Source organism: Streptomyces sp. Ru73, from assembly GCF_002920575.1.
Taxonomy (GTDB): Bacteria; Actinomycetota; Actinomycetes; order Streptomycetales; family Streptomycetaceae; genus Streptomyces.
On record NZ_PQSQ01000006.1, the window covers coordinates 22,912 to 49,849 of the forward strand.

A 26,938-nucleotide genomic window follows, 5' to 3' on the forward strand; every position below is an offset into this window, starting at 1 on the left:
GCGGCGGCCTCACCGAGGAGGTCAGATATGCGTGTCACGGTGTACGCCGGTTCCGCGCCGGGCAACCGTCCGGTCTTCGCCGAGGAGGCGGGCCGGTTCGCGGCCGGGCTCGCCCGGCAGGGCTGCGAGATCGTCTACGGCGGGGGCAGCGTCGGTCTGATGGGGGTGATCGCCGATGCCGCGCTGGCCCACGGCGGCAAGGTCACCGGGGTCATCCCGCAGTCCCTGGTCGACGCGGAAGTGGCCCACGGCTCCCTCACCGATCTGCGGGTGGTGGACACCATGCAGGAGCGCAAGGCGCTGATGGCGGAGCTGGGGGACTGCTTCGTCGCGCTGCCCGGCGGGGTGGGCACCCTGGAGGAGCTGTTCGAGGTGTGGGCGGGGCTGGTGCTCGGCCACCACCGCAAGCCGCTGATGCTGCTGGACACCGAGGGGTACTGGAACCGGCTGGTCTCGCTGGCGCTCAAGACCGCCAACTACGGGTTCATGAGCGACGAGGAGAGCCGGTCCCTGGTACCCATCCGTACCGCGGAGGACCTGTTCACGACCGTCCGGAACTGGACTCCGCCCCGGCCGCGCTGGTCAGCTCCGTCAGCGTCTGCCGCAGCCAGCTGAGCTCGGCCTTCGAGGTGGCCCGCGCGATGGTCAGCACGCCCCGGCGGAAGGGGTCGTCGATGTCCTGGGCGCGCAGCGGACGGTCGCCCTCGTAGAAGTAGCTGCTGGGCTCGTTCAGGAAGTCCAGCCGCCGCTGGAGGACCTCCGCCTGCGCCGCCGGGTCCGCCAGGTGGCGCAGGAAGGCCAGCAGCACGAACCAGCGGTTCTCGTCGGTGATGAACGGCTCCTCCGGCTTGCGCAGCAGCTCCATGAGCCGTTCCTCGCCCTGCCCGGTGAGGGTCAGCACATGGCGGGGCGCCGCCGCTGCCCCCTGCTCCGGCGAGCGCCGCAGCAGGCCGGCCTTCTCCATGCGCTTGATCGCCGGGTAGAGCGTGCCCTGACTGACCGCGCGCACGTGTCCGGTCAGCCGGGCGAGGCGGACGCGCAGTTCGTATCCGTGCAGGGGCTCTTCGTGCAGGAAGCCCAGGACGGCCAGATCCAGTGTGCTTGACATGGCTCACGAGCATACGACTAGACTCGCCATAGGTCGATACGACATACATAGCTGGCGACATACTCAGCTCACAGAATAGATCGCATCGACATACGCGCAGGCCGGGAACGACGGTCGGTCCGAGCGACCGCGGCCGGTCTCATGGCTAGGAGGTCACCCCCTTGTCCGCCTCATCGAATCCGCAACCCACGGCCCTGGCTCCCGACGACGGGGCCGGCGGCCCGGCGCAGCCCACGGCCGCCGCCACGGCTGCCGATCCGGCGGCCGAGCGGTTCTCCGTCGTACCGCTGCTCGCGCTCTCGCTCTCCGTCTTCGCCCTCTGCTCTGCGGAGTTCGCCCTGATCGGGCTGCTCCTCCACGTCTCCCACGACCTGCACGTGACGGTGGCGACGGCGGGCCAGCTGCTCAGCGCGTACGCGTTCGCGGTCGCCGTCGGCGGCCCCGTCGTCACCGTGCTCACCGCCCGGGTCGCCCCCAAGACCCTGGCCCTCGCGCTGCTCGCGGTCTTCGGCGTCGCCAACGTCCTCGGCGCGCTGGCACCGACCTTCGGCATCCTGATGGGCGCCAGGACCATCGGCGCGCTCACCCACAGCACCTTCGCCGCCGCGAGCATCCTGCTGGCCGTGCGGCTCTCGCCGCCCGGACGGCAGGCGTCGGCCATCGCCTGGGTCGCCGGCGGTCTGGGGCTGGCGACCGTGCTCGGCGGCCCCCTCGGCACCGTCATCGGCGAGGCGTGGGGCTGGCGGGCCACCTTCTGGACGGTGGCGGTCGCGGCCGTCATCGGCGTGCTGGCCATCGGCTTCCTGGTGCCCAACGGCCTGGGCGGCGGCGAGAAGGTGTCCTTCCGCGCCGAGGTCGGCGCGCTCGGCAGGTCCCAGGTCCTGTGGGCGATGGGCGTCACCGTCGTCTCGCAGACCGGCTGGTTCCTGCTCTACAGCTACATCACCCCGCTGCTCCGCCAGGTGACCGGCTTCAGCGAGGGCGTGTCCGCCGCCATGCTCTTCGTCTTCGGACTCGGCGGCTTCATCGGCAACGCGCTGGGCGGCAAGCTCGCCGACCGGTCCCTGCGGGGCACGCTCGCCGGGATGCTCGCCGTGCTCGCCGCGATGCTCCTGCTGATCGGCTTCGGTGCCGGCGCAGCGGTGCCCACCGTGACCGCCGTCCTGCTGATCGGCCTGGCCTCGGGCGCGCTCGTACCGCCGCTGCAGGCCTGGGCGCTGGGCGCGGCGGGCGGCGGCTCGACCCTGGTGCTCGCGGCCAACACCTCCGCGTTCAACCTCGGCAACGCCGCCGGCTCCTGGACCGGCTCGCGGCTCCTCGACTCCGGCACGGCCGTCAACACGCTCGGCTACGTGGGAGCCGCCATCGTCCTGCTCTCCCTGATCGGTGCCCTGGTCGCCCTCCGCGCCCGGCGCACCGCAGCAGTACCGGCCGACGGGGCCTCCGCCTGACGGCCGCATCCCACGCCGCACGCCACGGCCCGCGCGGGCCCCCTGCGGCCCGAGAAGAGAGAATCCACATGAGCGTTGACCAGTACGACGAGATCGGCGTGGCCTACGAGGGCTTCAAGTCGCTGCCGATGATCAGGTACTCCGAACTCCCCAGCTTCCTGGGCATGCTGGACGACGTGATCGGGCGCTCGGTCCTGGACCTGGCGTGCGGCACCGGGTTCTACACCCGGCGGATCAAGGCGCTGGGCGCCGCCGACGTGCTCGGCGTCGACATCTCACCGGCCATGATCGACGCGGCCCGCGCCATCGAGCGGGAGCGGCCGGCGGGAGTGCGCTACGCGGTCGCCGACGTGGCCGCCATGACGCTGCCCGACGCCCCCTTCGACCTGGTGACCGCCGCGTACCTGCTCAACTACGCGGAGAGCGGCACCGCCATGAAGCGGATGTGCGAGGGCGTACGCGGCGCCCTCGCACCCGGCGGCGAATTCCTCACCCTCACCCAGAACCCGGACTACCGCTTCGACGGCCCGTCCACCCGGAAGTACGGCTTCCTGCACGAGTTCGAGGAGCAGGCCGAGGCGGGCCCCCGGGCCTCGATCACCGCGCTCCTGGACCCGCCCGTCACGATCACCGCGCACTTCCCCCGCCGTGACGTGTACGAAAGCGCCCTGACGGCCGCCGGCTTCACGGACATCAGCTGGGAGCCGGTGCACATCGCCCCCGAGGGCATCGCCGCCTTCGGCGACGCCTACTGGGACGACTGGCGCGCCAACCCCACGCTCGAACTGCTGCGCTGCCGCGCGGCGTAGGCGGGGCGCGCCTCGGTCACCAGCCAGTACCCCCACCGGCACCCGCAGACCGCCGGAGTGCTCCGCGAACCCCCGCGACGGAGCACTCCGGCTTCCACCCACCGGTTTCCCCCCGCACCGCACCGTCTTACCCCCCCCCCCCCCGAGCCGGCAGCCGCCGCAACCCCATGGAGCGCCATGTCCCGCCGCCTCTTCACCTCCGAATCCGTCACCGAGGGCCACCCCGACAAGATCGCCGACCAGATCAGCGACACCGTCCTCGACGCGTTGCTGGCCCAGGACCCGGCGTCCCGGGTCGCCGTGGAGACGCTGATCACCACGGGCCAGGTCCACCTCGCGGGGGAAGTCACGACGCGCGGCTACGCCGACCTCGCCGCGCTGGTCCGCGAGAAGATCCTCGCCATCGGCTACGACGCCTCGGACAAGGGCTTCGACGGGGCCTCCTGCGGCGTGAGCGTCTCGATCGGCGCGCAGTCACCGGACATCGCGCAGGGCGTGGACGCCGCGTACGAGAAGCGGGTCGACGGGGACACGGACGCGCTGGACGGGCAGGGCGCCGGCGACCAGGGCCTGATGTTCGGCTACGCCTGCGGGGAGACCCCCGAGCTGATGCCCCTGCCGGTCCAGCTCGCGCACCGCCTCTCGCGCCGGCTCACCGAAGTGCGGAAGGACGGCACCCTGCCCTACCTCCGTCCCGACGGAAAGACCCAGGTCACCGTGGAGTACCTGGGCAGCAAGCCGGTCCGCCTGGACACCGTCGTCGTCTCCTCGCAGCATGCGGCAGGGCTCGACCTGGACGCCGTCCTCGCGCCGGACATCCGCGTCCACGTCGTCGAATCCGTCCTGAAGGAGCTCGCGGAGACGGGCCTGGACCTGGAGACGGACGGCTACCGGCTGCTGGTGAACCCGACGGGCCGCTTCGAGATCGGTGGCCCCATGGGTGATGCGGGGCTCACCGGCCGCAAGATCATCATCGATACGTACGGCGGCATGGCCCGGCACGGCGGCGGCGCGTTCTCCGGCAAGGACCCGTCCAAGGTCGACCGCTCCGCCGCGTACGCCATGCGCTGGGTCGCCAAGAACGTCGTCGCTGCCGGACTGGCGCGGCGCTGCGAGGTCCAGGTGGCCTACGCCATCGGCAAGGCCGAGCCGGTCGGTCTCTTCGTGGAGACCTTCGGCACGGCCACCGTCTCCCAGGCCCGCATCGAGCGCGCCGTCACCGAGGTCTTCGACCTCCGCCCCGCCGCGATCATCCGCGACCTCGACCTGCTGCGTCCCATTTACGCGCCGACCGCCGTCAGCGGCCACTTCGGCCGCGAACTCCCGGACTTCACCTGGGAACGCACCGACCGGGTGGACCTCCTCCGGAAGGCCGCCCACCACCTGTGACGGCACCACCCCCGAGGAGCGAACTCATGCACACCATGACCGACGCCGAATGGAAGGCCTTCGTCAGGACCGGCACCCGCACCGGGAAGCTGGCCGTGACCCGGGCGAACGGCGATCCCCACGTCACCCCGGTCTGGTTCCTGCTCGACGAGGGGGCCGGCACCACCGGGGACGGGACGGCCGTCGACGTGGTCTTCACGGTCTGGGGCGAGTCCTTGAAGGCCCGCGCGCTGCGGCGCACCGGCCGGTTCAGCCTCTGCGTGGACGAGCAGACGGCACCGTACAGCTACGTGCAGCTCAGCGGCGCGGCCACCCTGGACGCCACGCCGTCCGCGCTGCTCGCCTGGGCGACCCGGCTCGGCGCCCGGTACATGGGCCCGGACCTCGCCGAGACCTACGGCCGCCGGAACGCGATGCCCGGCGAGTACCTCGTCCGGGGGCGGGTGGAGAAGGTGGTGGCCCAGGTGGGCATCGCGGAGTGAGCGGCGGCGGTGTGCCCGGCCGCAGGCGCGCGCCCTGCGTGGCGCCCCCGTAGTCCTACCCGGCGCCCCCGTAGAACGCCGGGCGGGGCTTCAGGGCTGTGGGGATGACGTGGCCCGATTCGAGGGCTTCCACGGTGGCGGCGGTGATGACGGTGGCGGCGTAGCCGTCCCATGCGGAGGGGCCGGTGGGGGCCTCGCCCGCGGCGAGCCGGGCGATCCACTCGCGGAACTCGGTGTCGAAGGCGTCGGCGAAGCGGCCCACCCAGTCGGTGAGCACCGTCGTGCTGTGCTGTCCGGCCGTGCGCAGGCCCACCGAGGCCGGGTCGGGCAGCCGTACCAGGCCCTCCTCGCCGACCGCCTCGCACTGGATGTCGTAGCCGTACTGGCAGTTGACGAAGACCTCCAGGTCGATGCGGACGCCCCGGGCGGTCTCGAAGAGCATGATCTGCGGGTCCTTCAGGTGCGCGAACCGCTTGCTCGTGGCACGCGGCGTGACGACCTGCGCGGAGACGATCTCGTCGTCGAGCAGCCAGCGCAGTACGTCGATCTCGTGCACCGCCGTGTCGAGCGCGGCCATGTCGGAGGTGTAGGACTCGGGCACGGTGGGGTTGCGGTGGGCGCAGTGCACCACCAGCGGCTCGCCGATCCGGCCGGCCGCGATGACCTCCTTCATCTGCCGGTAGCCCCGGTCGTAGCGGCGCATGAAGCCGACCTGCACCAGGCGGCTGCCGTGCGCCGTCTCGGCCTCGACGATCCGCAGGCAGTCCTCGGCCGTGGTGGCCAGCGGCTTCTCGCAGAACACCGGCTTGCCGGCGGCGATCGCGCTGAGTACGTGCTCGGCGTGGGTGGGTCCCCACGAGGTGACGAGTACGGCGTCGACCTCGTCCGCCGCGACCAGTTCGGCGCCGGTGGCGTACACCCGGGCGCCGGCCGTGGCCGCTGCCTCCTCGGCGCGTGCGGCGTCGATGTCGGTGACCGCGGTGACCTCGGCACCGGTGACGACGTCGGTGAGGCGGCGGATGTGTTCCCGGCCGATCCAGCCGGCGCCGATGACGCCCACGCGCACAGTCATGGCAGTTCCCTTCTCGGAGTCCCCGGCCCGGTGCCGGCGGCGGCGTACGGGGACTGCCTGGCCCCCGGTCACCACGGAATTATCTAGCGCGCTCTACTAGCGCGCGCTAGGCGAGTACGATGAGCCTTGCGCAAATGTCATGTCAAGAGGTGGTTGCCGGGGGTCCGCGTGCCCGGCCATAGGGTGGGGCGGAGTCGAAGGGCGGTTCTCGGGTGGACAGAGCGGGCAAGCAGCGCCCCACGATGGCCGACGTGGCGGCGAAGGCGGGCGTGTCCCGGGCACTCGTCTCGATCGTCTTCCGCAACCAGCCGGGCGCTGGCCAGGAGACCCGCGACCGGGTGCTGCGGGTCGCCGCCGAGCTCGGCTACCACCCCGACAACGCGGCCCGGCTCCTCGCGCGCGGGCGCAGCCGCACGCTCGGCGTGCTCTTCACCGTGCACCAGCCCTTCCAGGCGGACCTCGTGGAGAGCCTCTACCCGGAGGCCGAGCGCCGCGGATACGAGATCCTGCTCTCCGCCAACGCCCCCGGCCGCGCCGAGGCCAAGTCGATCGAGGCGCTGATCAGCCACCGCTGCGGGGCGCTGATCCTGCTGGGCGCGGCGTCCGGCACCGCCGAACTGGACGCGCTGGGCCACCGCACGGTGGCCGTCTCGGTCGGCCGGCGGGTGCCGGGCGCGTACGTGGACAGCGTTCACACGGCCGAGGGCAAGGGCGTCCGGCAGGCGATGGACCACCTCGTCGCGCTGGGCCACCGGCACATCGTGCACGTCGACGGCGGCCGGCAGTCCGGCTCGGCGGAGCGGCGGCGCGCCTACCGGGACGCGATGCGCCGGCACGGCCTGGCCGACGGCATCCGGGTCATCCCCGGCGCCCACGACGAGGACGCGGGGATCGCGGCCGGCGGCCTCCTGCTCGCCGAGCGCGACCGGGGCCGGTCGTTGCCGACGGCGGTGCTCGCGGGCAACGACCGGTGCGCGATGGGGCTGTTGATGGCCTTCACCCGGGCGGGCGTGGACGTGCCCGGCGAGTTGTCCGTCGTCGGGTACGACGACAGCCACCTCTCCCATGTGATGCCGGTCGGGCTGACGACGGTACGGCAGGACGCGGCCCTGATGGCCGAGCACGCGGTGCGCTTCGCCGTCGAACGCCTGGAGGGCGAGGGCCTGGAGCCGCGCCAGGCGGTGATCGACCCGAAGCTGGTCGTACGGGGGACGAGCGGACCGCCGCGTACGGAGTGAGCCCGTGAGCGGACCACCGCGTACGGCACGAGCCCGGTGACGGGTTTCAGCGGGCTTCGGGCGGTGTGACCACCGTGGCCGCGAGGGCGCAGACGGCGGCGAGGACGAAGGCGGGCGCGTAGCCGGTGGCGGTGATGAGGGCGCCGGTGACCGGCGGGGTGAGCGAAGCGGTGAGGTTCTGGCCGGTGTTCTGCACGCCCATGGCGCGCCCTGCCCAGTCGGGGCCTGCCACCTCGGCGACCTGCGTGAACGACAGGCCGTTGGTGCTCGCTGACAGCCCGCAGGTGAGCACCAGCACCACCCCTGCGGCCCAGCCCGGCCGCAGTGCGCACGCGGCCAGACAGAGCGACAGGATGCCGACGACGAGGGCGAGTTGGCGCATCGGGCGCAGCCGGCTGCCGACCCGGTCCGACCACCTGCCCGCGCCGATCCGGCAGACGGCGCCCGTCAGCTGTCCCACGGCCATCAGCCGGCCGGCGTCCGTGGCCGACCAGTGCAGTACGTCGGTGAGGAATACCAGCCCGAACGCGCCCGCGGTGAACTGTGGCCACACCATCAGCGCGCTGCCGCCGTGGGTCCGCCACAGCCGCGGGTCGCGGTACGGGTTCGCGGCGCGTACGCCGGTCCGCGCGGCGGAAGCGGGCCGGGGCGGATCGGCGACGAACAGGGCGACCAGTACGGTCACCGCGCCGGTGAGCGCGGCGGCGAAGCCGAGCGCGCCGAGGACGCCGCTGCCCGCGGCCAGCGGCGGCACCCCCAGGGCCGCCAGGCCCATGCCGAGCGGGGTGGACGTCTGTCGCACCCCCATGGCCAGGCCGCGCTGTTCCGCCGGGAACCAGCCCAGCACCACCCGGCCGCTGGCCGCCGACACCGAGGCCCCGGCCGCGCCGGCGGCGACGAACATCGCGCCCCAGGACACCGGGCCGTGCACCAGCAGGGCGCCGAGCAGGGCGAGCGTCATCAGCCCCAGCCCGCCGGCCAGCACGCGGCGCTCGCCGTACCGGTCGGCGGCGGCGCCCCACAGGACGAGGGTGAGGAGCAGCCCGGCCGTCGGGCACGCCACCAGGACGCCCGACTGCGTGAGCGTCAGGCCGTCGTCGGCGCGCAGTGTGGGCACCAGGTAGGGCACGCCGTACACGAAGACGAAGGACGCCGTCTGCGCGGCTGTGCCCAGGACGAGCATCAGCCAGCGCCGGCCCGGGTGTTGAGCGGCGGCGGTGTCCTCTCGTGCGGCGGCGGGCCCGGCGGACGGGGTGGGCGAAGCCATGGCGCGTGCTCCTCGTGCTGCGGTCGGAGTCGGACAGTGTGCGGTGGCCGCCGGGCCGTACCCGCACCCCCGGTGCCCGGGCCCGACGACCGTCCAACGTACGCCTGAATCCGTATGGCAAGACGTACTGTCTCGTATTGTGGAAGCTCCTGCGGCCGAATTCCGGTCGGCGGACGGAAGTGCGGGGTGCGCATCGCGCCAATTCGCGGGAAAGGTGCTGGATCGGGGGTTTCCGGGGCATTGGATTCGGGGTGTCCCCGGAATGGCTCCGTGTCCGGGGCCCGGCCCCGGCTCGGAAAAGCGGCGGCCGCGCTTTTTCCCGAGGCTTCTTGTGGCTCACCGGACGGTTCACCGGAGGGGCGTGACGATATGCGGCGGATGGCGAGTGCCGTGGTGGTGGTGCTGGCGGTCGTACTCCTCGCGGGGTGCGAGAGGACGGAGGGCGAGGACCGGGCCGTCGGGTGCGCGAAGTTCGCGCTCGCGGTGTCCGACGCCATCGGCAATCTGGAGCGTTCCGTGCTGGAGTCCGCCCTCGACCAGGACGCGACCGCTTCGGTCAACGCCCTGGACCAGGCGGTCGACCGGCTCACGGAGCGGTCCTCCGGCGCCGAGGTGCAGCAGGCCGCGCTCGCCGTGCGCGAGGCGGCGGACGAGGTACGGGTGGCGCTCGACCAGGGCCGCAGGCCCGACCTGGCGCCGCTCCGGAGTGCTGGTCTGCGGCTGATCAGGGCCTGCCCCAACGGCTCGACCACAGGGGCCACTCCGCCGCAATCCCCGCCGTCCGGGACATGAACGAAAAGAAACGGATAAAAGGGTGTGCGGCGCGGATGTGCGTGCTGCCCGCGCGCATTCTTTGACGAGTCGTTGCTGAGGAGAGGCAACCGTCCGGCCGTGCCGTGGCGTTTTCCGTAGGGGACCTCGTTGTGTCTCATGGGTCCCTTGCGCACCAGCCATGAAAAAGCACGACGAATACGGAGCGTTCCTTCTTGGCCCCCACAAGACTGACCACACGCAAGACCCTCCTCTCCGCAGCGCTCGGCGGCGCACTGCTCGCCGCCTCTCCCTTCGTCGCCCAGGCCGTGGCGGCGCCCGAACCGCCGGCCGTCGCCGCCAAGGGCGCCGCCCTGGTCGACGCCACGAGCGGTGAGACGCTCTTCGCCAAGGACGCGGACACCGCCCGCCCCATGGCCAGCACGGCGAAGATCATGCTCGCCGACGTCGTACTCGACACGCCGGGCGTCGACCTGGAGCGCCGGGTGCCCGTCAAGCAGGAGTACCGCGACTACGTCACCGAGCACGGCTCCAGCCAGGCCGACCTGCAGACCGGCGACAAGCTGACGATCCGCCAGCTGCTGTACGGCGCCCTGCTCCCCTCCGGCGCCGACGCCGCCTACGCGCTCGCCGACACCTTCGGCACCGGCACCACCCCCACCGAGCGCGCGCAGTCCTTCGTCACTCAGATGAACGCGAAGGCTGCCGAACTCCACCTCGGCAAGACGGAGTTCACCACGTTCGACGGTGCGGACGGGGACAACAGCAGCCCGCTCGACCTGGCGAAGCTGGCCCAGCACGCCATGCAGCACGACGCGTTCCGCACGATCGTGGCGGCCAAGGAGTACAAGGGCGAAGCACCGGCGGCCAACGGCCGTACGCGCTACTACTCCTGGGCCAACACCAACCAGCTGCTCGGCTCCTACGACGGGGTCACCGGCATCAAGACCGGCACGACCACGCCGGCCGGCGACTGCCTGGTCTTCTCGGCCACCCGGGACGGCAAGACCCTGATCGGCACGGTCCTGAACGACAAGGACCGGTACACCGACGCGGCGAAGATCCTGGACTACGGGTTCGGTTCGGACACCGCCGAGGACATGAAGCTCCGCAAGCTCCCGGCGGACGCACAGCGCGACTGATCCACGGGGATCGACGGACGCAGCGGAGGGCGCGGGCTCGAAAGGCCCGCGCCCTCCGCATGTCCACGAAGCCGGCCCGCACCGCTCACTCGGTGTCCGTACCGAGCGCCTTGAGGACCGGTACGGTGGCGGCCCGGCGCCCCGGCACCAGCGCGGCCAGCACCCCGATCACGGCGGTCGCAACGCCGCACAGCAGTAGCCGGCCCCACGGCATGGTCAGTACCGCGCCCTCTTGGCTCGCTACCGCCACCGCGCCGACCGCGCTGCCGGCGAGCAGCCCGAGCCCCGCGCCCAGCAGGGACACCACCACCGACTCCAGCCGCAGCAGCCGGCCGACGCCCCGCCGGTCCAGGCCGATGGCGCGCAGCATGCCGATCTCCCGGAACCGCTCGGCGACGGCCATGCCCATGGTGTTGGCCACGCCCAGGGCACCGATCACCACGGTGACGCTGAGCATCGCGTACAGGGTGGTGAGCAGCGGCCCGTAGGCGCGGGCGGCTTCCCGTGCCGCGTCGGCGCGGTCCTGGACGAGCAGTGCCGGATTGCCGAGGGTATTCCTGATCTGCCGCTCGAGGGTGCCGAGTTGACCGGGTTCGGCCGTCACCAGGACGGACGTGAGGGCGTCGGAGGAGAGCCCGCCCGGTCCGGTGCGGCCGGCCCCGGGGAGGGCGCTGAGCGGCAGCAGCGCGGGGGACAGCGCCTCGGGCCCGTCGTACACCGCGACGACGCGGTGCTCGGCCCGCTTCCCGCGCGTCCCGTCGGCCTGTTCCGGTACTCCGGTCACCCGGTCGCCGACGTGCCAGCCGTGCGCGGCGGCGGTCTCCGCCGTGACGGCGATGCCCTCGTCGAGCCGGTCCAGTGAGCCCGCGCGCACGGTGAGGCCGCCGATCCGGCCGACCGTGCCGGGATCGACGCCGATGGCCGGGAGGAAGGAGTCGCCGGCGAGCCGCAGCGGCGCGTCGAGGGTGGGGGTGACGGCTGCGACGTGCGGCAGCCGCGCGACGCGGGCCGCCGTGTCGTCACCGATGTCCGCGAAGTCCACCGCGGTGATGCGCAGTTCGGCCGGCATTCCGGCCGCCGCCTCGCGCGCTGCCATGCCGCTCAGCGAGGACAGGGCGACCGTGACGGCGCTGACGAGGGTGAGCCCGACGGTCAGTGCCATGGCGGTGGCGGCCGTACGCCGGGGATTGCGGCGCACGTTGGCCAGCGCGAGGGTGCCGTGGACGCCGGCCAGCCGGGCCATCGGGGCGCGCAGCAGCCGGGTGACGGCCGGCGCGAGCAGCGGGGTGAGCAGCATCAGCCCGGCGAGCAGCACCGGCACGGCGACGGCGAAGAGGTTGGTGCTGCCAGTGGCGGCGAGCACGAGCAGCACGCCGGCGGCGGTGACGGCGCACCCCGCGCGGTTGCGGCGGCGCAGCGAGGCACCGGTCGGCGGTACGGACGTACGCAGCGCCGCGACGGGCGGCACGGCGGCGGCCCGGCGCGCGGGCACGTACGCCGAGAGACAGGTGACGGCGACCCCGACGCCGAAAGCGGCCAGCAGCGGGGCGGGGGAGAGGGGCTGCAGGGGAGCGGCGGTGGTGGTCACGTCGCCGGTGGCACCGAAGAGGCCGCCCAGCGCGGCGGCGACGCCGATGCCCGCGAGATACCCGGCGACGGAGGCGACCGTGCCGAGCAGCGCCGCCTCGGTCAGCACCAGCCGCAGGACGTACGCGCGGGTGGCGCCGACCGCGCGGAGCAGGGCGTGCTCGCGGGCCCGCGCGGCGCTGAGCATGGCGAAGGTGTTGCCGACCAGGAAGCCGGAGATCAGCAGGGCGATGCCGGCGAAGACCAGCAGCAGGGTGCCGATCTTCCTGGCGTCCGGGCTCGCGGCGGCCTCGGCGTCCAACTGCGCCCGGGGGACGGCCTGGAGACCGGCCGGCAGCAGCTTCGCGGCGCGCGCGGCCAGCACGTCCGGCGAGGTGCCGGGGGCGGCGGTGAGGGTGAGGGAGGCGTAGGCGCCGGGCGCGGGCGCGAACTGCCGGGCGGCCGTTGCGGTGTCGAACGCGGTGAGGGTACCGCCGCCGGCGAGCCGGGGATCGTGCGCGGCGAAGACGCCGACCAGCCGGACGCCGCGGACGTGCCCGTTGACGATGACGCGTACCGAGTCGCCCACCCGGTAGCCCGTCCGGCCGGCGGACCGCCGGTCGAGCGCGATCTCGCCGGGCGCGCGCGGGCCGCGCCCCGCCGTCAGCGGATAGCGCGGGTCGGTGCCGCGCCGGTCCGGTACGTAGCCGACGCCCCCGCCGGCCGAGGGCGGGCCGACCAGCTCGCCGTCCGGGCCCACGAGCAGCGCCCGGCCCTCCAGCGTGCCGCGTGCCGCCGCGGCGCCGGGCAGCGCGGCCAGCCGGCGCCGCAGTTCTTCGTCCGGCCGCGGCGGCCCGGCCGCGTCGTGCGCGGCGTCCGGGCCGGGGCGGACCTCGACGGACACGTCGGGCCGCGCGGCCGTCTGCGCCTCGGTCGTCGCCCGCCGTACGGACTCGCCGTACAGCAGGGACCCGCTGACGCAGGCCACGCCGAGCAGCACGGCGAGGAACGGCAGCGCGAAACGCGTCGAGTGGCGCCGGACGGAGCGCAGGGCGGTACGGAGCATCGAAGGGCCTTCGGTGGGGGAGCGGAACGGGGCGGCGGCCGTTCGCCGGCGCCTGCCGACCGATCATCGGACGCTCCGGAGGCCCGGCGGATCGGCCGGAACGCCGACCCGTTCCGCGGCCACTCGGCCGAATGGCCGAGGCGACGGGCGGCCCGCGACCCGTAGCGTGCCGTGCCATGAACCACTTCTTCGGTGACCGGCCCCGGCTGCGGCAGGCCGTGCGCTGCCTGGTGGCGGGCCTGCTGCTGACCGGCCTGGTCCTGGAGGGGCTGGACACCGGCTCCGTGCCACTGGCGGCGGCCTGGGTCGCCTCCGGCGGACTGGCCCTGGCGGCGCTCGCCGTACCCCGCCACCGCTTCACCCCGGCCGCCCTCGCCGCCGTCACGGCGTCCTGCCTGGTGACGCTGGTGAACACGCAGCTCGCCCAGCGCGCCGAGGTCACCTACGGCTTCCTCGAGACCTGCGCCCTGCTGCTGCTCATCGCCCGCGCGCTGTGGCAGCGGCCGCTGCTTCCCGCCTCGCTGGTGGCGGCCGGCGCGACCGCCGCCACCACGGTGATCTTCCTGCGGCTGTCGGCCGAACAGTGGAGCACCGTGGCCGACTTCGTCCTGCCCGCCACCTGGTTCGGCGCGCTCCTCATGGTGGCCCTCGGCCTGTACCTGCGGCTGCTGGACACCCTCCGGGCCCGTGAGCACGAGGCCGGGCTGCAGGAGCAGCGCCTGGAGTACGCCCGCGAGCTGCACGACTTCGTGGCCCACCACGTCACCGCGATCATCGCCCAGACCAAGGCCGTGCGCTTCGCGTCCGCGGCGGGCAACGCGCCCGAACCGGCCGAGCTGGACCGGATGCTGGCCGGCATCGAGCAGGCCGGGTCGCAGGCGATGGACTCGATGCGCAGCATGGTCTCGGTGTTGCGCGACCCCGTCCGGCCCGCCGCCACCCGCCCCGCCGGCGACCTCGGCGGACTGCGCGAACTGGCCGCCGGCTTCTCCGCAGCCGGCCCGGCCGCCACGCTGACGCTCGACCCCCGGCTCGCCGACCGCGGCCTGCCGCCCGGCATCGGCACCACCGTCCTGCACGTGGTGCGCGAGGCGCTGACCAACGTACGCAAGCACGCCCACGGGGCGACCGGCGTGACGATCGACGTCCGGCTGCACGAGGACGGCACCGAGCGGCGGCTCCGGGTGGCGGTGACCGACGACGGGCGGGGCCGGCCGGCGCCCGGCGAACGCCGCGTCACGACGGACCGGGACGCTCACGGGCAGACGGTCCGCGACGGCCGGCGGCCGGGGTTCGGCCTGATGGGGCTGGCGGAGCGGGCCGAGGCGCTCGGCGGGCGGCTCACCGCGGGCCGGGTGGCCGGCGGCGGCTGGACGGTGGGCGCCGACCTCCCCCTGCCGCCCGCGTCCGCCGAGGCCCGTACCGATGAGCCTCTGCGACCCTGACTGCCATGACGATCAGGGTGCTCCTCGCCGACGACCAGGACATGATCCGCTCCGCCTTCCGCATGATCCTGGCCTCCCAGCCGGACATGGAGGTCGTGGCCGAGGCGGCGGACGGCACCACGGCCGTGGCGGAGGCCCGGCGGCTGCGCCCCGACGTGTGCCTGCTCGACATCCGCATGCCCGGTCTCGACGGACTGGAGGCCACCCGCCTCCTGGCGGGCCCGGGCGTTCCCGACCCGCTGAACGTGCTGATCGCCACCACCTTCGACCTGGACGAGTACGTCTACCGGGCGCTGCGCAACGGTGCCTGCGGCTTCCTCCTGAAGGACGGCTCCCCGGCGCTCCTCGTGGAGGCCGTACGGGCGGCGTCCGCGGGCAACGCCCTGATCTCACCCTCCATCACGGTCCGCCTGCTGCGGCACATGACCCCGCGGGGCGCGGCCGCGGGCCCGGAATCCGGGCCCGCGCGCACGCCGAAGCCCGCACCGGCCGCGGAGGCGGCGGGGGCCGTGGGGCCCCGGAGGCCGGCCCGCCCGGCCGAGCCGCTGACCCCACGCGAGACGGACGTCGCCCGGCTGGTCGCCCGTGGCCGTACCAACGAGGAACTGGCCGCCGAGCTGTACGTCTCCCTCTCCACGGTCAAGACCCACCTCGGCAGCATCCAGCGCAAGCTCGCCGCCCGCAATCGCGTCGAAATCGCGGCCTGGGCCTGGGAAAACGGCCTCTGCGGCGGCGACTGAGGAACCCGGGCTTCCGTCCTGCCGATCGTCAACTATAGTTTAGGGCGATCGAGAGGGAGACGTACGTGGCCGCAGTGAACGACAGAGCCGAGGACGGGACGCCGGAGGAGCACTCCGGGGTCTCCGGTGCCGTGCCCGTGCCGGGCCCGGGGGCTCCGTTCGCCGACCGGCTGAACTTCCTCTTCGACCGGGTACGCGCCCCGGGCGCCAAGGAGTTCAGCAACGCGCACGTGGCGCGGACCATCTCCTCCTACGGCGACGACAGCTTCACCGGCGCCTACATCGGCATGCTGCGCAAGGGGGAGCGGACCCCGACGATCACCCTGGTGCCGCTCCTCGCGCGCTTCTTCGGCGTGGAGGCCGGCTACTTCGTCGAGGACGAGATCACGCGGAAGGTCGCCGACCAGTTCGCGCTGCTCCGCAAGCTCAGCGAAGCGGGCGTGCGGGAGATCGCCCTCCGCGCGATGGGACTGTCCGACACCAGCCGCCGCAAGGTCCTCGAAGCGATCGACGCCGTGCGGGAGTCCGAAGGGCTGCCCGGCGGCCCGGGGGAGGACTCGTCGTGAAGGGCAGCGGAGTGCCGAAGTGGAAGGGGAGCCGGATGTGGCGCAGCCGTCGTGACCGCACGGCCGACGAGGTCGAGCGCCGCAGCCGGGCGTTCGTCGCGGAACTGGACCTCCCGCCCGTCGACAGCGTCCTGGACCTGGTGCCGTTCATGGAGGAACGGTCCGGCCGGTCGCTCCGGCTCATGCCCTTCACCCCGGACCCCGCCGACCCCGACGCACTGGACTCCACCGCGCCCTGCGGCATGTGGCTCGCCACCGACACCACCGACTACGTCTTCTACGACACCGGCATCAGCCGCGCGCACGCCGAGATCATCGTCGGCCACGAGTTCGCGCACATGCTCAAGCGGCACCGCGGCACGACCCCGGCCGGCGCCGGGGACCTCGGCGGTCTGATCACCGGCATCGACCCCCGCACCGTTCAGCTCGTCCTGGGCCGCACCCGCTACAACGAACCCGAGGAGTTCGAAGCCGAAATGCTCGGTTCCCTGCTGCAGGAGCACGTGAGCGCCTCCCGCGCCGCGGCCGCCCGCACCGCGGGGGAAGCCGATCCCATCGCCCGTACGCTGCTGCGCTGACCGGACCGGACCGTGAAAGACATACTCCACCCCCTGTGCCTGGCGATCGCCGGCACCGGGTTCCTCTTCCTCCTCCGTGACCTCGGCCGGAGCCGCCGCGACCGCGCCCTGGTCGCGCTGGCCCTCACGTACGGCTTCTCCGCGATCAGTTACGCCGTCTCCCTCACCTGGGTGTGGGTGCGCATCGACGGGATCCTCGGCACCAACGCCTCCGTCCCGCTCGCCCAGAGCTGCGTGATCCTCGTCTTCGCGCTCCAGGCCACCGTCCTCGCGTACTGGTCGAAGCCGGCCGCCGAGGCCCGCCGCCGCAGCCGCGCCCTGCTCGTCGCGGCCGCCGCCGTCATCGCCGGCATGGCGGTGCTGTTCGCGCTGCTCACCCCGGCGACCACGCGCCCCGCCGACTTCGCGACGTACTACGCGCACGACCCCTTCTACCAGGCGTACGTGCTGCTGTACTTCGGCACGTACACCGTCGCCGAGTGCTACCTCGCCCGGTCCTGCTGGAAGTACGCGCGCACCGCGAGCCGCCCGTCGATCGCCTGGGGCCTGCGCCTCATCACCGTCGGCGCGGTCATCACCCTCGGGTACAGCACCATCCGCATCGGCGCGGTCGTCGGGGCCGAAGCCGGCTTCGGCGTCCGGCAGCTGGACCCGTTCGCCTGGGCCTGCGGCGACATCGGCGCCACCCTCACCCAGATCGGGTACTTCCTCCCCACGCTGGCCCGCCGCACCGCGGCCGCCCGCGACTGGACCACCGCGCACCTCCAGTACCGGCGGCTGCACCGGCTGTGGGCCGCGCTGGACCAGGCCGACCCCGGCATCACGCTGCGCCGCCCGGCCTCCCACCGCGGCGAGCTGCTGCGCGGCCGCAGCGCGCACTTCCCCCTGCTGCGCCGCCGCGTGGAGATCCGCCAGGGCCAGAAGCTGCTGCGCCGGTACCTCGACCCGGCAGCACGCGCCGAGTCCGAGACCCGGCGCGCGGCCGAGGGCCTCACCGGTGCCGACCTCGCCGCCGCCGTCACCGCCGACCAGATCAGCGCCGCGCTCCTGCGCCACCGCGCCGACGAGCCGGCCGCGGCCCCCGCCGAGTACGCCGACGCGGAGCTGCCCCTCGACACCACCGAGGACGAACTGGCCCACCTCCAGCGCGTCGCCGCGTACTTCGTCCCGCCGTCCGCGAGCCCGGCCGTCCCCGCCGGCACCATTTCGGGAGCCCGCTCGTGATCCTCCGCCGCACCCTGCTCACCGCCTCGGCGGCCGTCGCCGCCGCGGCCTCCGCCGTCACCCCGGCCGCGGCCCGTACGCGCACCCGCGCGCCCAAGGCCACCGGCGCGCACCTGTACCTGGCGCCCGCGCACGAGCAGCTGACCGCGCTGCGCCGGGGCACGGTCACCAGCCGGGCCCTGCTGGAGCAGTACCTCCGGCACATCTCCCGGGCCAACACCGGCCTGAACGCGGTCGTCACGCTGGACGCCGACCGCGCCCGCGCGGCCGCCGACGAGGCCGACCGCCACCTGGCCGCGACCGGCAGGCCGCTGGGCGCGCTGCACGGCCTGCCGATGACCGTCAAGGACGCGCTGGAGACGGCGGGGATGCGCACCACCAGCGGTTCCCCCGACCTCTCAGGCCATGTGCCGGACCGGGACGCGGACGCCGTCGCGCGGCTCCGCGCGGCCGGCGCGGTCATCGTCGGCAAGACCAACGTGCCGACGATGTGCCAGGACATCCAGACCTCCAACCCGCTCTTCGGCAAGACGAAGAACCCGTACGACGCGGACAGGACGGCGGGCGGCTCGTCCGGCGGCCCGGCCGTCGCCGTCTCCGCCGGCCTCACCGCGCTGGAGGTCGGCTCGGACCTCGCCGGGTCGCTGCGCCTGCCGGCCGCGTACTGCGGGGTGTACGCGCTGCGCACCAGCTTCGGCATCGTGCCGACCCGCGGCCACATCCCGCGCCCGCCCGGCTGGCTCACCAGCTCCGACATGAACACCCTCGGCCCGATCGCCCGCACCCCCGAGGACCTCGACGTCCTGCTGGACGTGCTCGCGGCCCCGGCCCCGGCCGACGCGGCCGCCTGGAGGATCGACCTCCCGGCGCCCCGGCACAAGCGGCTGCGGGACTACCGGATCGGCGTCTGGCGCGACGACCCGTACTGCCGCGTGGACCGGGACACCCGGGAGCTGCTGGACCGGGTCGCCGGGCTGGTCCGGTCCGCCGGTGCCACGGTCGACGACACCGCCCGCCCGGTGGACCTCGCCGACAGCGACGAGCTGTTCCAGCGCCTCATGTACGCCACGGCGAGCGCGACCGCCACCGACGAGGGGTTCGCCGCCGACGTCGAGGCCGCGGAGAAGACCCCGGCCGACGACCCGAACGGCCTGTACCTGCACGCGCGCACCATGCGGCACCGCGACTGGCTGCGCGCCAACGAGGAGCGCGAGAAGCTGCGCGTGCGCTGGGCCGACTACTTCGCGCGCCACGACGTGCTGATCACGCCGGCCACCCCGACCGCGGCAGTGGAGGACCAGACCGCGACCCCGGTCCCGCAGCGGTACATCACCGTGGACGGGGAGCGGCGGCCGTACTTCGACCAGACGGCCTGGCTGAACATGGCGGGCCACGTCAGGCTGCCGGCCGTCGTCGTCCCCGCCGGGCGGACCGCCGCCGGACTGCCGCTGGCCGTCCAGATCATCGGTCCCTACCTGGCCGACCGCACGGTCCTCGACCTGGCCAAGCACCTGGCGCGGCTGCTGCCCGAGCCGGTGCGGCCACCCTCGTTCACCGCGTGAACGGGGGCACCTGACCCGGGTCCGTCCGGCCTCCACGGGGGTGGGGCAGGACGGGCCCGCACGACAGAGGGCCCCGGGGAGACCCGGGGCCCTCTGTGCTGTCCGCCGGGCCGCGGGCACCTGCGTGGCGCCCGGCCCGTGACGGCACGGTAAGAGCCCGGATACCGACGGGGGATACGGCATCCGGGCAATGATCAGCTTAGCCGGGCGGACTCGGCCGCTGCCACCGGGTCGCGAGAAGTCGCCCCCTCGCGCGGCGCGCCGCGGTCACCGCCCGGCAGCGTCCACGTCCTCCGCGTCCTCCGCACCGTCCGTCGTCGGCCCCTGGAGCCGGGCCATGGCGGAGCTCATGTGCGCGTGCAGGATGGCCAGTGCCGCTTCGGTGTCGGCGCGTTCGATGGCGTCGACGATGGGCGCGTGGTGGGCCGCCGACATGGTGAGTTCGCGCTGTTCGCCGGCCGCGCTCATCACGACGACGCGGGTGGGTCCCTCCAGGTGGCGCCAGGTGGTCACCAGCATCGAGTTCTCCGACAGCTCGCACAGCCGGAGATGGAAGGCGAGGTCGGCCTCCATCTGCGCCGCGAGATCGCCGGGCGACTCGAACGCCTTCTCCAGGCGCTGCAGGGCCTCGCGCAGCGCGGACACCGCCGCGCCGCGGTCGGGGGAGGCGATGACCTGGGCCACGGCGAGCCCTTCGAGGGCCTCGCGGACCTGGAACAGCTCGCGTACCTCGCGCGGGGACAGGGCTCGCACCCGGAGCATGCCCCGGGCGCCCGCGACGACCAGCCCCTCCTGCTGGAGGTGGCGCAGCGCTTCGCGCACGGTGCCGCGGCTGACCGACATGCGGGAGGCGATCTCCACCTCGCCCAGGTGGTCTCCGGGCCGGTACTGACCGGTGGTGATCGCGGCGCGCAGGGCCACCAGGGCGCGTTCGCGCAGCGTCGACCGGTCGAGATTCGGCAGGGCCGGTACGGTCACGGCCGTTTCCCCCTTCAGCGTTGTACGGCTTCGAAAGTCTACTGTCAACAGTCAACTTCCGATCGTCCGAGGCGTTGACAAGCACCATCGCGGCACTCAGTATCGACACCGCCTGTTGACTGTTAACAGTCAACATTGCAGGCAGGTGCACTGCGATCAAGGAGGATCCGCATGGTCAGCTCCATGCCACCGCCCCCGCCACCACCCGCCCGGCCACGGGCCGAGGGCTCACCGGAACGCCGCAGGGTCGCCGTCGGCTGTGGTGTCGGCGCGGTCATCGAGACGTACGACTTCATCGGCTTCGGCACGGCGGCGGCGCTCTACTTCGGGGACGTCTTCTTCCCCGGGTCCGAACCGCTGGCCGCGCTGCTGCTGTCCTTCGCCACGCTGGGCATCGGCTTCGCCGCCCGGCCGCTGGGCGGCATCATCGCCGGCCACCTCGGCGACCGGATCGGCCGCAAGCCGGTCCTCGTCGGCTCCCTGCTGATCATGGGCGTTGCCACCGTACTCATCGGCTGCCTGCCCACGTATCAGATGGTCGGCCTCTGGGCGCCGGTGCTGCTGGTCATCGTGCGCGTCGTCCAGGGCCTCGCCTTCGGTGCCGAGTGGGGCGGCGCCATCCTGATGACCTTCGAGCACGCCCCCTGGCGCAAGCGCGGCCTCTACACCGGCATCACCCAGGCGGGCTTCCCCGTCGGCCTGCTGCTCTCCAACCTCGCCTTCCTGGTCAGCACCCGCACGCTGGACGGCTCCTGGGCCTGGCGGGTCCCCTTCCTGCTCAGCGCCGTACTGATCGCCGTCGGCATCGCCATCCGGCTGAAGATCGACGAATCGCCGGAGTTCGAGGAGCTCAAGGAGTCCGGCCAGGTCGCCAGGAATCCGCTGCTGGAAGTGGTGCGCGAGGACTGGCGCAACGTGGTGCGCGCCTTCTGCCTGCGGACCACCGAGACCGCCGGCTACGCGGTCTCCGTCACCTTCGTCCTGTCCTACCTCGACGACGGCACCGCACCGGACGTACCGGGCACCGTCTCCCTCACGGCCCTGGTGACGGCCGCCGCGCTCGGCATCCTCGCCACCACCGGCTGGGGCGCGCTCTCCGACCGCGTCGGGCGGCGCCCGGTGTACCTGCTGGGCTCGGCGGTCACCCTGCTGTGGGGCGTCCCGATGTTCCTGCTGGTCGGCACCGGGAGCGCGGTGCTGGTCCTGCTCACGTTCGTGGTCAGCTACTGCGTCTGCCAGAACGCACTGGCAGGCGTTCAAGGCGCCTGGTTCTCCGAGCTGTTCGCCACCAAGACCCGCACCGCCGGCACCTCCCTCGCGTACCAGCTCTCCGCGGTCGTCTCCGGCTTCACCCCCATGATCGCCACCGCCCTGTACTCCGCCACCGGCTGGGCGGGCCCCGCCGTCCTGTTCAGCGCGTACGGGCTGCTCGGTCTGCTGGCCACGCTGACCACCCGCGAGACCTGGGGCCCGGCGGACCGGGCGCAGGCCGGCCGTGCCGCGAGCGGAACCCCGGCAACGGTGGCCGCCTCCGCCGGCACCGGCGGCGGCTGACCGGCACCGCCCCGCACACCCGACGGCCCCGGCGCCCGGCGGCCCGGCCCGCCGTTCCCTCTTCACCAAGGAGCACGCAAGAGTGACCACCACCGACCCCGCACCCGCACCCGTGGCCGGCGCCGACGGCTCCGGACCGGCCGGCCGCGCACAACGCCTCGACGCGCTGCGCGACGCGGCGTACCGCATCCGGCGGCACGCCCTGGACATGGGCGAGGTCCAGGGCCAGGGCTACATCGGCCAGGCGCTCGGCGTCGCCGACATCCTCGCCGTCGCCTACAAGGACGTACTCAACCACCGCCCCGAAGAGCCGGGTTGGCCGGAGCGCGACCGCTTCCTGCTCTCCATCGGCCACTACGCCATCGCCCTGTACGCGGCGCTCGCCGAAGCCGGTGTCCTCGACACCGACGAGCTGACGACGTACGGCAGCGACGACTCACGGCTGCCCATGTCCGGCATGGCCTCCTACACCCCCGGCATGGAGATCTCCGGCGGCTCGCTCGGCCACGGCCTCGGCGTCGCGACGGGCATGGCCCTCGGCCTGCGCCACCGGGGCAGCCCGGCCCGCGTCTACAACCTGCTCTCCGACGGCGAGCTGGACGAGGGCTCCACCTGGGAGGCCGCGCTGGCCTGCGCCCACCACGGCCTGGACAACGTCACCGCCATCGTCGACGTCAACGCGCTCCAGGCGGACGGTCCCACCGCGGGCGTGCTGCGCACCGAGCCCGTCACCGCGAAGTGGGAGGCGTTCGGCTGGCGCGCGCTCCGCGTGGACGGCAACGACATCGACGCGCTCGTCACCGCCTTCGACGCCCTGCGTGCCCACCGCGGCTCGCCCTCCGTCCTGGTCTGCGACACCCGCATCGGGCACGGCGTACCCCTGCTGGAGACCCGGGAGAAGGCGCACTTCATGCGGGTCGGCGAGGACGAGTGGCAGATCGCGCGCGACCAGCTGGACCAGACCCACCGCACCCGGAAGGGAACCGACGCATGACCGCCCGCGCAACGGCCGCCCCGCGCAGGCTCACCACCTCGGCGATGATCGCCTCCATCGCGGAGGAGGGCCAGCGCACCACGAAGGCGCCCTTCGGCCACGCGCTGGCCCGGCTGGCCGAGGAACGCCCGGAGATCGTCGGACTCTCCGCCGACCTGGCCAAGTACACCGACATGCATGTCTTCCGCGAGGCCCACCCGGACCGGTTCTTCCAGATGGGCATGGCCGAACAGTCGATGCTGGGCGCCGCCGCCGGCCTCGCGGAGGTGGGCCTGACCCCCTTCGCCTCCACCTACTCCGTCTTCGCCACCCGCCGCGCGTACGACTTCCTCTGCCTGGACATCGCCGAGCCCGGCCTCAACGTCAACGTGGTCGGCGCGCTGCCCGGCCTCACCACCGGCTACGGCCCCAGCCACCAGGCCACCGAGGATCTCGCCATCCTGCGCGGCATGCCGGGGCTGACCATCGTCGACCCGGCCGACTCGGTGGACATCGAGCAGGCCGTACCGGCCCTGGCCGCCACCCCGGGCCCGACGTACCTGCGGCTGCTGCGCGGTGCCGTGCCCACCGTGCTCGACGAGTACGACTACCGCTTCGAGCTGGGCAAGGCGGCGGAGCTGCGCACCGGCCGCGACGTGCTCTTCATCTCCACCGGCCTGATGACGACCCGCGCGCTGACCGCCGCGCAGGAACTGGCGGCCGACCACATCGACGCGGCCGTCCTGCACGTCCCCACCGTCAAGCCGCTGGACACCGAGGCGATCCTGCGCGAGACGGCGAAGGGCCGCCTCGTGGTGACCCTGGAGAACCACACCGTCATCGGCGGCCTGGCCGAGTCCGTCGCGTCCTGCCTGGCGTTCGCCGGCGCGGGCGTGCGCATCGTGCCGATCGGCCTGCCCGACGCGTTCCTGGCCGCGGGCGCGCTGCCCACCCTGCACGACCGCTACGGCCTGTCCGTCGCCGCCATCAAGGCGCGCGTACGGGAGGAACTGTGACCAGCTCCCTTATTGCGGGTCTCGATCCGCGGGTCGGCTGCAGCACCATCACACTGCGCGGCCTTCCCCTGGACCGGGCCCTGCGGCACATCTCGGAGGCCGGTTTCGGCGAGGTGGATCTCGGCGCGCTGCCCGGAGTGTGCGACCACGTTCCCGTACCGCTGCCCGAGGACCACGTCGAGCCGCTGGCCGAGACGGTCCGGGCGAGCGGGCTGCGCGTACGCACCGTCAACGCGGACATCGGCCCGCCGGCAGAGCTGGCGGCGGAGCCCGCGCCCATCGAGGAGCGGCTGCGCCCGCTGGTGCGCCTGGCCCTGCTGGTCGGTGCCCCGGCCCTCACCCTGCCGTGCGGAGCACACGGTACGCACACCCCTGCCCACGAGGAGGGGCCCGCCATTCAGGCGGTCGCACAGGCCCTGTCCTTCGCGGCGCGGACCGTGACCGCCGAGGGACCGGCCCTGTACGTCGAGGCACCGCACCTGTTCCGGCTCTGCCACGACCTGCCCCGCGCCCGGCAGTTGGCAGAGGCCCTGGGCAGTGCGCCGGTCGGACTCGTCCTGGACACCAGCCATGTCGTGGCCGCCGGCGGCGACTGCGTCGAGGCCGCGCGTGCCTTCGGCGAGCGGCTGACCCACGTCCATCTGCGGGACGCCGTACCGGGCGACATCCACCGCAGCATCGGCCGCGGCGACGTGGACTTCGCCGCGCTCATCCACCACCTGGAGGCGGCCGGTTACGACGGCCACTACAGCCTCGAACTCGAAACCCACGACGTACCGGACGACCGGCGCCCCGCCGAGGCCGCCCGGGCAGGCGCGGCGATCTCCGGCCTGCTGCGGGCCGCGCCCCGCCCCACCACCCGCTGAACCACCCACTGAACCACCCACTGAACCCGGAGGACACCGCCATGAGCACCCCCGTCACCCCTGCCCGTACCGCCCTCGTCACCGGCGCCGGATCGCGGCGCGGCATCGGCCGGGCCACCGCGCACGCACTGGCCGCCGACGGCTACCACATAGCCGTCCTCGACCTGGACAAGGATGCCGCGCAGGAAGCCGCCGAGGAGGTGGCGGCGGCCCACGGCGTGCAGGCGCTGGGCCTGGCGGCCGACGTCACCGACGCGGAGGCGGTGCACACCGCCGTGCAGGCCGCCGAGGCCGCGCTGCCGCCGCTCGGCGCGCTGGTCAACAACGCCGGCATCACCTCGCCGACCCGCTTCCTCGACGTCTCGGCCGAGGAGTGGGACCGCATCTTCGACGTCAACGTCCGCGGCACCTTCCTCGTCACCCGCCGGGTCGCCCCCGGCATGGCCGAACGCGGCTTCGGCCGGATCGTCCACCTGTCGTCGGTCTCGGCCGAACGCGGCGGCGGTGTCTTCGGCGGCGTTGCCTACTCGGCCGCCAAGGCCGCCCTGCTCGGCTTCTCCCGCGCCCTGGCCAGGGAACTCGGCCCCGCCGGCGTCACCGTCAACTCCGTGGCACCCGGGCTGATCGACACCGACATCACCGCCGGCAAGCTCGACCCCGCACGCAAGGCCGCCATGATCGAGGACATCCCCGCCCGCCGCGCCGGCAGCGTCACCGACGTCGCCGACGTGATCGCCTTCCTCGCCCGCCCGGCCTCCGGCTACCTCACCGGCGTCACCTACGACATCAACGGCGGGTCGCACATCCACTGAGGTTGCGCTCATCGCCGGGGCCGGTCATGGCCGGGGCCGGCCTCCGGCCCGGTGGCGACGGAGCGGGATGCGGTCGAGGTCGTTGCCCACCACGACCCGGCCGCTGAACCCCCGTTGGGCGCGGCGTCTCCACGACGCGTCGGAGACCAGGAAGGTGTCCGCCGGGACGAGGTGGGTGAGCACCAGGGTGGCGACCCCGCAGCGTTCCGCGAGGGGGCCGATCAGGGTGACGTCGGTGTGCGCAGCGGCGAAGTGGTCGAGCAGCGCCTGGCCGTACCCCGTGCTGTTCCGGTAGAAGTCGAGGTCGATGACCTCGTGCACGAGGACGTCGGCACCGCGGGCCAGCCGTACGACGTTGTCGGACGGAGCGGTGTCCCCGGAGAACACCACCGAACCGTCCGGGGTGTCGAACCGGTAGGCGAAGCACGGGAAGACCAGGCCGTGCGGGACGAGCACGGCGGTGACGCGCACCGTGCCGTCGTCCATGACCAGGAACGGCTCCATGTCCGGAGCCCGGTTCCGCAACGGGTCGGCGCCCACGTCCGGCAGCTCGATCTCGTGCACCCGCGCGGCCCCGCCGGGGCCCGGCGCACCGGACTCGCGCAGGAAGATGTTGCAGCTGTAGGCGTTGGCCTCGACCGACTTGTCCGTCAGGCCCTTGAGGCCGGGGGTGGGGTCGGCCGGGTCGATGGTCGCCGGTGGTTGCGAGCCGTGGGCGGGCGGCAGCGCCCCCGCGGGGCCGGGACCGTAGGCGTCGAAGGGCGTGCGGATCGCGTCCCCGACGTCGTTGACGCCGTGCGCCGCCAGCAGCAGGAAGTTGGCGTAGTCGGCGGTGTGGTCGGCGTGCAGATGGGTGAGGAACACGGAGTCGAGGTCCCGGAACCGCAGCCCGGTACGGCCGTACTGGGTGACGGCCGAGCGGCCGCAGTCGACGACGTGGACCCGGCCGCGTACGGACAGCGCCGAGGCCGTGCCGGTACGGGTCGTGACGGGCGGCGGCCCGCCCGCCGTGCCGAGCAGGAAGAGTACGGACTCGGCGTCGTCGGGCGGCGCGGGGCGGACGGGCGCCGGTGCGGCGGCCGCTGCGGGCTGAGCGGTGCCGAGCGCGGCGGTACCACCGGTGGCGAGCGCCGCGGCCGAGGTGCCCAGCAGCCGGCGCCGGGTGAGCGCCGAGCCGTCGCGTGGGGCGGGGCCGGGCGCTGCGGAGAGTGGGCGGGCAGGCTGCGCACGCTGAGAAGACGACATGACCATGGCTCCCGGGAG

25 protein-coding genes are annotated in these 26,938 nt (G+C 73.6%); 19 read left to right on the top strand and 6 right to left on the bottom strand.

Annotated elements, in window-relative coordinates; translation table 11 throughout:
- Positions 1-27 precede the first annotated feature (27 nt).
- Entirely contained in the window at positions 28-615 is a 588-nt protein-coding gene (locus C3486_RS04275) for a TIGR00730 family Rossman fold protein (RefSeq protein WP_103831198.1), read from the top strand.
- Here C3486_RS04275 and C3486_RS04280 read toward each other — a convergent pair.
- A complete protein-coding gene (locus tag C3486_RS04280) occupies positions 542-1,108 on the bottom strand; it encodes a PadR family transcriptional regulator (RefSeq protein WP_103831199.1) in 567 nt (188 codons plus the stop codon). The two genes, C3486_RS04275 and C3486_RS04280, sit on opposite strands and share 74 nt — an antisense overlap.
- A gap of 161 nt (positions 1,109-1,269) precedes the next feature.
- On the opposite strand from C3486_RS04280, the gene C3486_RS04285 reads away from it, so the two are divergent.
- The 4 genes from C3486_RS04285 to C3486_RS04300 all read left to right on the top strand — a co-directional run bounded on the left by C3486_RS04285 (position 1,270) and on the right by C3486_RS04300 (position 5,239).
- Complete coding sequence (locus C3486_RS04285; RefSeq protein ID WP_103831200.1) at positions 1,270-2,559, top strand: MFS transporter; 1,290 nt, start codon at positions 1,270-1,272, stop codon at positions 2,557-2,559.
- Positions 2,560-2,627: 68 nt separating this feature from the next.
- Positions 2,628-3,368 carry a class I SAM-dependent methyltransferase gene (locus tag C3486_RS04290; RefSeq protein WP_103831201.1) on the top strand — a complete coding sequence of 247 codons (741 nt, stop codon included), beginning with the start codon at positions 2,628-2,630 and terminating at the stop codon, positions 3,366-3,368.
- A gap of 177 nt (positions 3,369-3,545) precedes the next feature.
- Positions 3,546-4,757 (top strand): methionine adenosyltransferase, encoded by a 1,212-nt coding sequence (metK, locus tag C3486_RS04295; RefSeq protein WP_103831202.1) that lies wholly within the window; start codon positions 3,546-3,548, stop codon positions 4,755-4,757.
- 26 nt (positions 4,758-4,783) lie between these two features.
- Complete coding sequence (locus C3486_RS04300) at positions 4,784-5,239, top strand: PPOX class F420-dependent oxidoreductase (RefSeq protein WP_103831203.1); 456 nt, start codon at positions 4,784-4,786, stop codon at positions 5,237-5,239.
- 55 nt (positions 5,240-5,294) lie between these two features.
- Here the strand turns inward: C3486_RS04300 and C3486_RS04305 are convergent, their stop codons facing one another.
- Positions 5,295-6,311, bottom strand: a complete 1,017-nt coding sequence (locus tag C3486_RS04305) for a Gfo/Idh/MocA family protein (protein WP_103831204.1) — start codon at positions 6,309-6,311, stop codon at positions 5,295-5,297.
- A gap of 242 nt (positions 6,312-6,553) precedes the next feature.
- Here C3486_RS04305 and C3486_RS04310 point away from each other — a divergent pair, with 242 nt between their 5' ends.
- Positions 6,554-7,549, top strand: a complete 996-nt coding sequence (locus C3486_RS04310; protein WP_103831289.1) for a LacI family DNA-binding transcriptional regulator — start codon at positions 6,554-6,556, stop codon at positions 7,547-7,549.
- A 46-nt stretch (positions 7,550-7,595) separates the two neighbouring features.
- Here the strand turns inward: C3486_RS04310 and C3486_RS04315 are convergent, their stop codons facing one another.
- Positions 7,596-8,816, bottom strand: a complete 1,221-nt coding sequence (locus C3486_RS04315) for an MFS transporter (RefSeq protein ID WP_103831205.1) — start codon at positions 8,814-8,816, stop codon at positions 7,596-7,598.
- 378 nt (positions 8,817-9,194) lie between these two features.
- Here C3486_RS04315 and C3486_RS04320 point away from each other — a divergent pair, with 378 nt between their 5' ends.
- Both C3486_RS04320 and C3486_RS04325 read left to right on the top strand, forming a co-directional pair.
- The gene (locus C3486_RS04320) at positions 9,195-9,608 is read left to right on the top strand and encodes a hypothetical protein (protein ID WP_146074956.1); all 414 of its coding nucleotides are present in this window, start codon (positions 9,195-9,197) and stop codon (positions 9,606-9,608) included.
- A 194-nt stretch (positions 9,609-9,802) separates the two neighbouring features.
- Positions 9,803-10,729 carry a D-alanyl-D-alanine carboxypeptidase family protein gene (locus tag C3486_RS04325; protein WP_103831207.1) on the top strand — a complete coding sequence of 309 codons (927 nt, stop codon included), beginning with the start codon at positions 9,803-9,805 and terminating at the stop codon, positions 10,727-10,729.
- A gap of 85 nt (positions 10,730-10,814) precedes the next feature.
- Here the strand turns inward: C3486_RS04325 and C3486_RS04330 are convergent, their stop codons facing one another.
- Entirely contained in the window at positions 10,815-13,361 is a 2,547-nt protein-coding gene (locus C3486_RS04330; protein WP_103831208.1) for an ABC transporter permease, read from the bottom strand.
- Between the two features lie 176 nt (positions 13,362-13,537).
- Between C3486_RS04330 and C3486_RS04335 the strand changes: the two genes are divergently transcribed.
- The 6 genes from C3486_RS04335 to C3486_RS04360 all read left to right on the top strand — a co-directional run bounded on the left by C3486_RS04335 (position 13,538) and on the right by C3486_RS04360 (position 19,476).
- On the top strand, positions 13,538-14,806 hold the full coding sequence (locus tag C3486_RS04335; protein ID WP_103831209.1) for a sensor histidine kinase: 1,269 nt from the start codon (positions 13,538-13,540) through the stop codon (positions 14,804-14,806).
- Positions 14,807-14,811: 5 nt separating this feature from the next.
- Positions 14,812-15,546, top strand: a complete 735-nt coding sequence (locus C3486_RS04340; protein ID WP_103831210.1) for a response regulator transcription factor — start codon at positions 14,812-14,814, stop codon at positions 15,544-15,546.
- Between the two features lie 65 nt (positions 15,547-15,611).
- Positions 15,612-16,112 (top strand): hypothetical protein, encoded by a 501-nt coding sequence (locus tag C3486_RS04345; protein WP_103831211.1) that lies wholly within the window; start codon positions 15,612-15,614, stop codon positions 16,110-16,112.
- The gene (locus C3486_RS04350) at positions 16,109-16,690 is read left to right on the top strand and encodes a hypothetical protein (protein WP_258052589.1); all 582 of its coding nucleotides are present in this window, start codon (positions 16,109-16,111) and stop codon (positions 16,688-16,690) included. The genes C3486_RS04345 and C3486_RS04350 overlap by 4 nt, the downstream gene beginning before the upstream one ends.
- Before the next feature lie 12 nt (positions 16,691-16,702).
- Entirely contained in the window at positions 16,703-17,914 is a 1,212-nt protein-coding gene (locus C3486_RS04355) for an MAB_1171c family putative transporter (RefSeq protein WP_103831212.1), read from the top strand.
- Entirely contained in the window at positions 17,911-19,476 is a 1,566-nt protein-coding gene (locus C3486_RS04360; RefSeq protein WP_103831213.1) for an amidase, read from the top strand. The genes C3486_RS04355 and C3486_RS04360 overlap by 4 nt, the downstream gene beginning before the upstream one ends.
- Positions 19,477-19,743: 267 nt before the next feature.
- On the opposite strand, the gene C3486_RS04365 is transcribed toward C3486_RS04360, so the two are convergent.
- Positions 19,744-20,454: a GntR family transcriptional regulator gene (locus C3486_RS04365; RefSeq protein WP_219822185.1), complete on the bottom strand. Its 711-nt coding sequence runs from the start codon at positions 20,452-20,454 to the stop codon at positions 19,744-19,746.
- A gap of 171 nt (positions 20,455-20,625) precedes the next feature.
- On the opposite strand from C3486_RS04365, the gene C3486_RS04370 reads away from it, so the two are divergent.
- The 5 genes from C3486_RS04370 (at position 20,626) to C3486_RS04390 (ending at position 25,675) form a co-directional block, all read left to right on the top strand.
- Entirely contained in the window at positions 20,626-22,008 is a 1,383-nt protein-coding gene (locus tag C3486_RS04370) for an MFS transporter (protein WP_258052590.1), read from the top strand.
- A gap of 82 nt (positions 22,009-22,090) precedes the next feature.
- Entirely contained in the window at positions 22,091-23,002 is a 912-nt protein-coding gene (locus tag C3486_RS04375) for a transketolase (protein ID WP_219822186.1), read from the top strand.
- Entirely contained in the window at positions 22,999-23,997 is a 999-nt protein-coding gene (locus C3486_RS04380; protein ID WP_103831214.1) for a transketolase family protein, read from the top strand. The genes C3486_RS04375 and C3486_RS04380 overlap by 4 nt, the downstream gene beginning before the upstream one ends.
- Positions 23,994-24,863, top strand: a complete 870-nt coding sequence (locus C3486_RS04385) for a sugar phosphate isomerase/epimerase (RefSeq protein ID WP_219822187.1) — start codon at positions 23,994-23,996, stop codon at positions 24,861-24,863. The genes C3486_RS04380 and C3486_RS04385 overlap by 4 nt, the downstream gene beginning before the upstream one ends.
- Positions 24,864-24,904: 41 nt before the next feature.
- Complete coding sequence (locus C3486_RS04390) at positions 24,905-25,675, top strand: SDR family NAD(P)-dependent oxidoreductase (RefSeq protein WP_103831215.1); 771 nt, start codon at positions 24,905-24,907, stop codon at positions 25,673-25,675.
- Between the two features lie 24 nt (positions 25,676-25,699).
- Here the strand turns inward: C3486_RS04390 and C3486_RS04395 are convergent, their stop codons facing one another.
- Positions 25,700-26,920 carry an MBL fold metallo-hydrolase gene (locus C3486_RS04395; protein WP_146074957.1) on the bottom strand — a complete coding sequence of 407 codons (1,221 nt, stop codon included), beginning with the start codon at positions 26,918-26,920 and terminating at the stop codon, positions 25,700-25,702.
- Between the last annotated feature and the right edge of the window lie 18 nt (positions 26,921-26,938).

Bases quoted from the DNA above. Each gene is read 5' to 3' on its own strand.
- C3486_RS04275 (WP_103831198.1), top strand. From the start codon at position 28: ATGCGTGTCACGGTGTACGCCGGTTCCGCGCCGGGCAACCGTCCGGTC.
- C3486_RS04280 (WP_103831199.1), bottom strand. From the start codon at position 1,108: ATGTCAAGCACACTGGATCTGGCCGTCCTGGGCTTCCTGCACGAAGAG.
- C3486_RS04290 (WP_103831201.1), top strand. From the start codon at position 2,628: ATGAGCGTTGACCAGTACGACGAGATCGGCGTGGCCTACGAGGGCTTC.
- metK (WP_103831202.1), top strand. From the start codon at position 3,546: ATGTCCCGCCGCCTCTTCACCTCCGAATCCGTCACCGAGGGCCACCCC.
- C3486_RS04300 (WP_103831203.1), top strand. From the start codon at position 4,784: ATGCACACCATGACCGACGCCGAATGGAAGGCCTTCGTCAGGACCGGC.
- C3486_RS04305 (WP_103831204.1), bottom strand. From the start codon at position 6,311: ATGACTGTGCGCGTGGGCGTCATCGGCGCCGGCTGGATCGGCCGGGAA.
- C3486_RS04310 (WP_103831289.1), top strand. From the start codon at position 6,554: ATGGCCGACGTGGCGGCGAAGGCGGGCGTGTCCCGGGCACTCGTCTCG.
- C3486_RS04315 (WP_103831205.1), bottom strand. From the start codon at position 8,816: ATGGCTTCGCCCACCCCGTCCGCCGGGCCCGCCGCCGCACGAGAGGAC.
- C3486_RS04320 (WP_146074956.1), top strand. From the start codon at position 9,195: ATGGCGAGTGCCGTGGTGGTGGTGCTGGCGGTCGTACTCCTCGCGGGG.
- C3486_RS04330 (WP_103831208.1), bottom strand. From the start codon at position 13,361: ATGCTCCGTACCGCCCTGCGCTCCGTCCGGCGCCACTCGACGCGTTTC.
- C3486_RS04335 (WP_103831209.1), top strand. From the start codon at position 13,538: ATGAACCACTTCTTCGGTGACCGGCCCCGGCTGCGGCAGGCCGTGCGC.
- C3486_RS04340 (WP_103831210.1), top strand. From the start codon at position 14,812: ATGACGATCAGGGTGCTCCTCGCCGACGACCAGGACATGATCCGCTCC.
- C3486_RS04370 (WP_258052590.1), top strand. From the start codon at position 20,626: ATGGTCAGCTCCATGCCACCGCCCCCGCCACCACCCGCCCGGCCACGG.
- C3486_RS04380 (WP_103831214.1), top strand. From the start codon at position 22,999: ATGACCGCCCGCGCAACGGCCGCCCCGCGCAGGCTCACCACCTCGGCG.
- C3486_RS04390 (WP_103831215.1), top strand. From the start codon at position 24,905: ATGAGCACCCCCGTCACCCCTGCCCGTACCGCCCTCGTCACCGGCGCC.
- C3486_RS04395 (WP_146074957.1), bottom strand. From the start codon at position 26,920: ATGTCGTCTTCTCAGCGTGCGCAGCCTGCCCGCCCACTCTCCGCAGCG.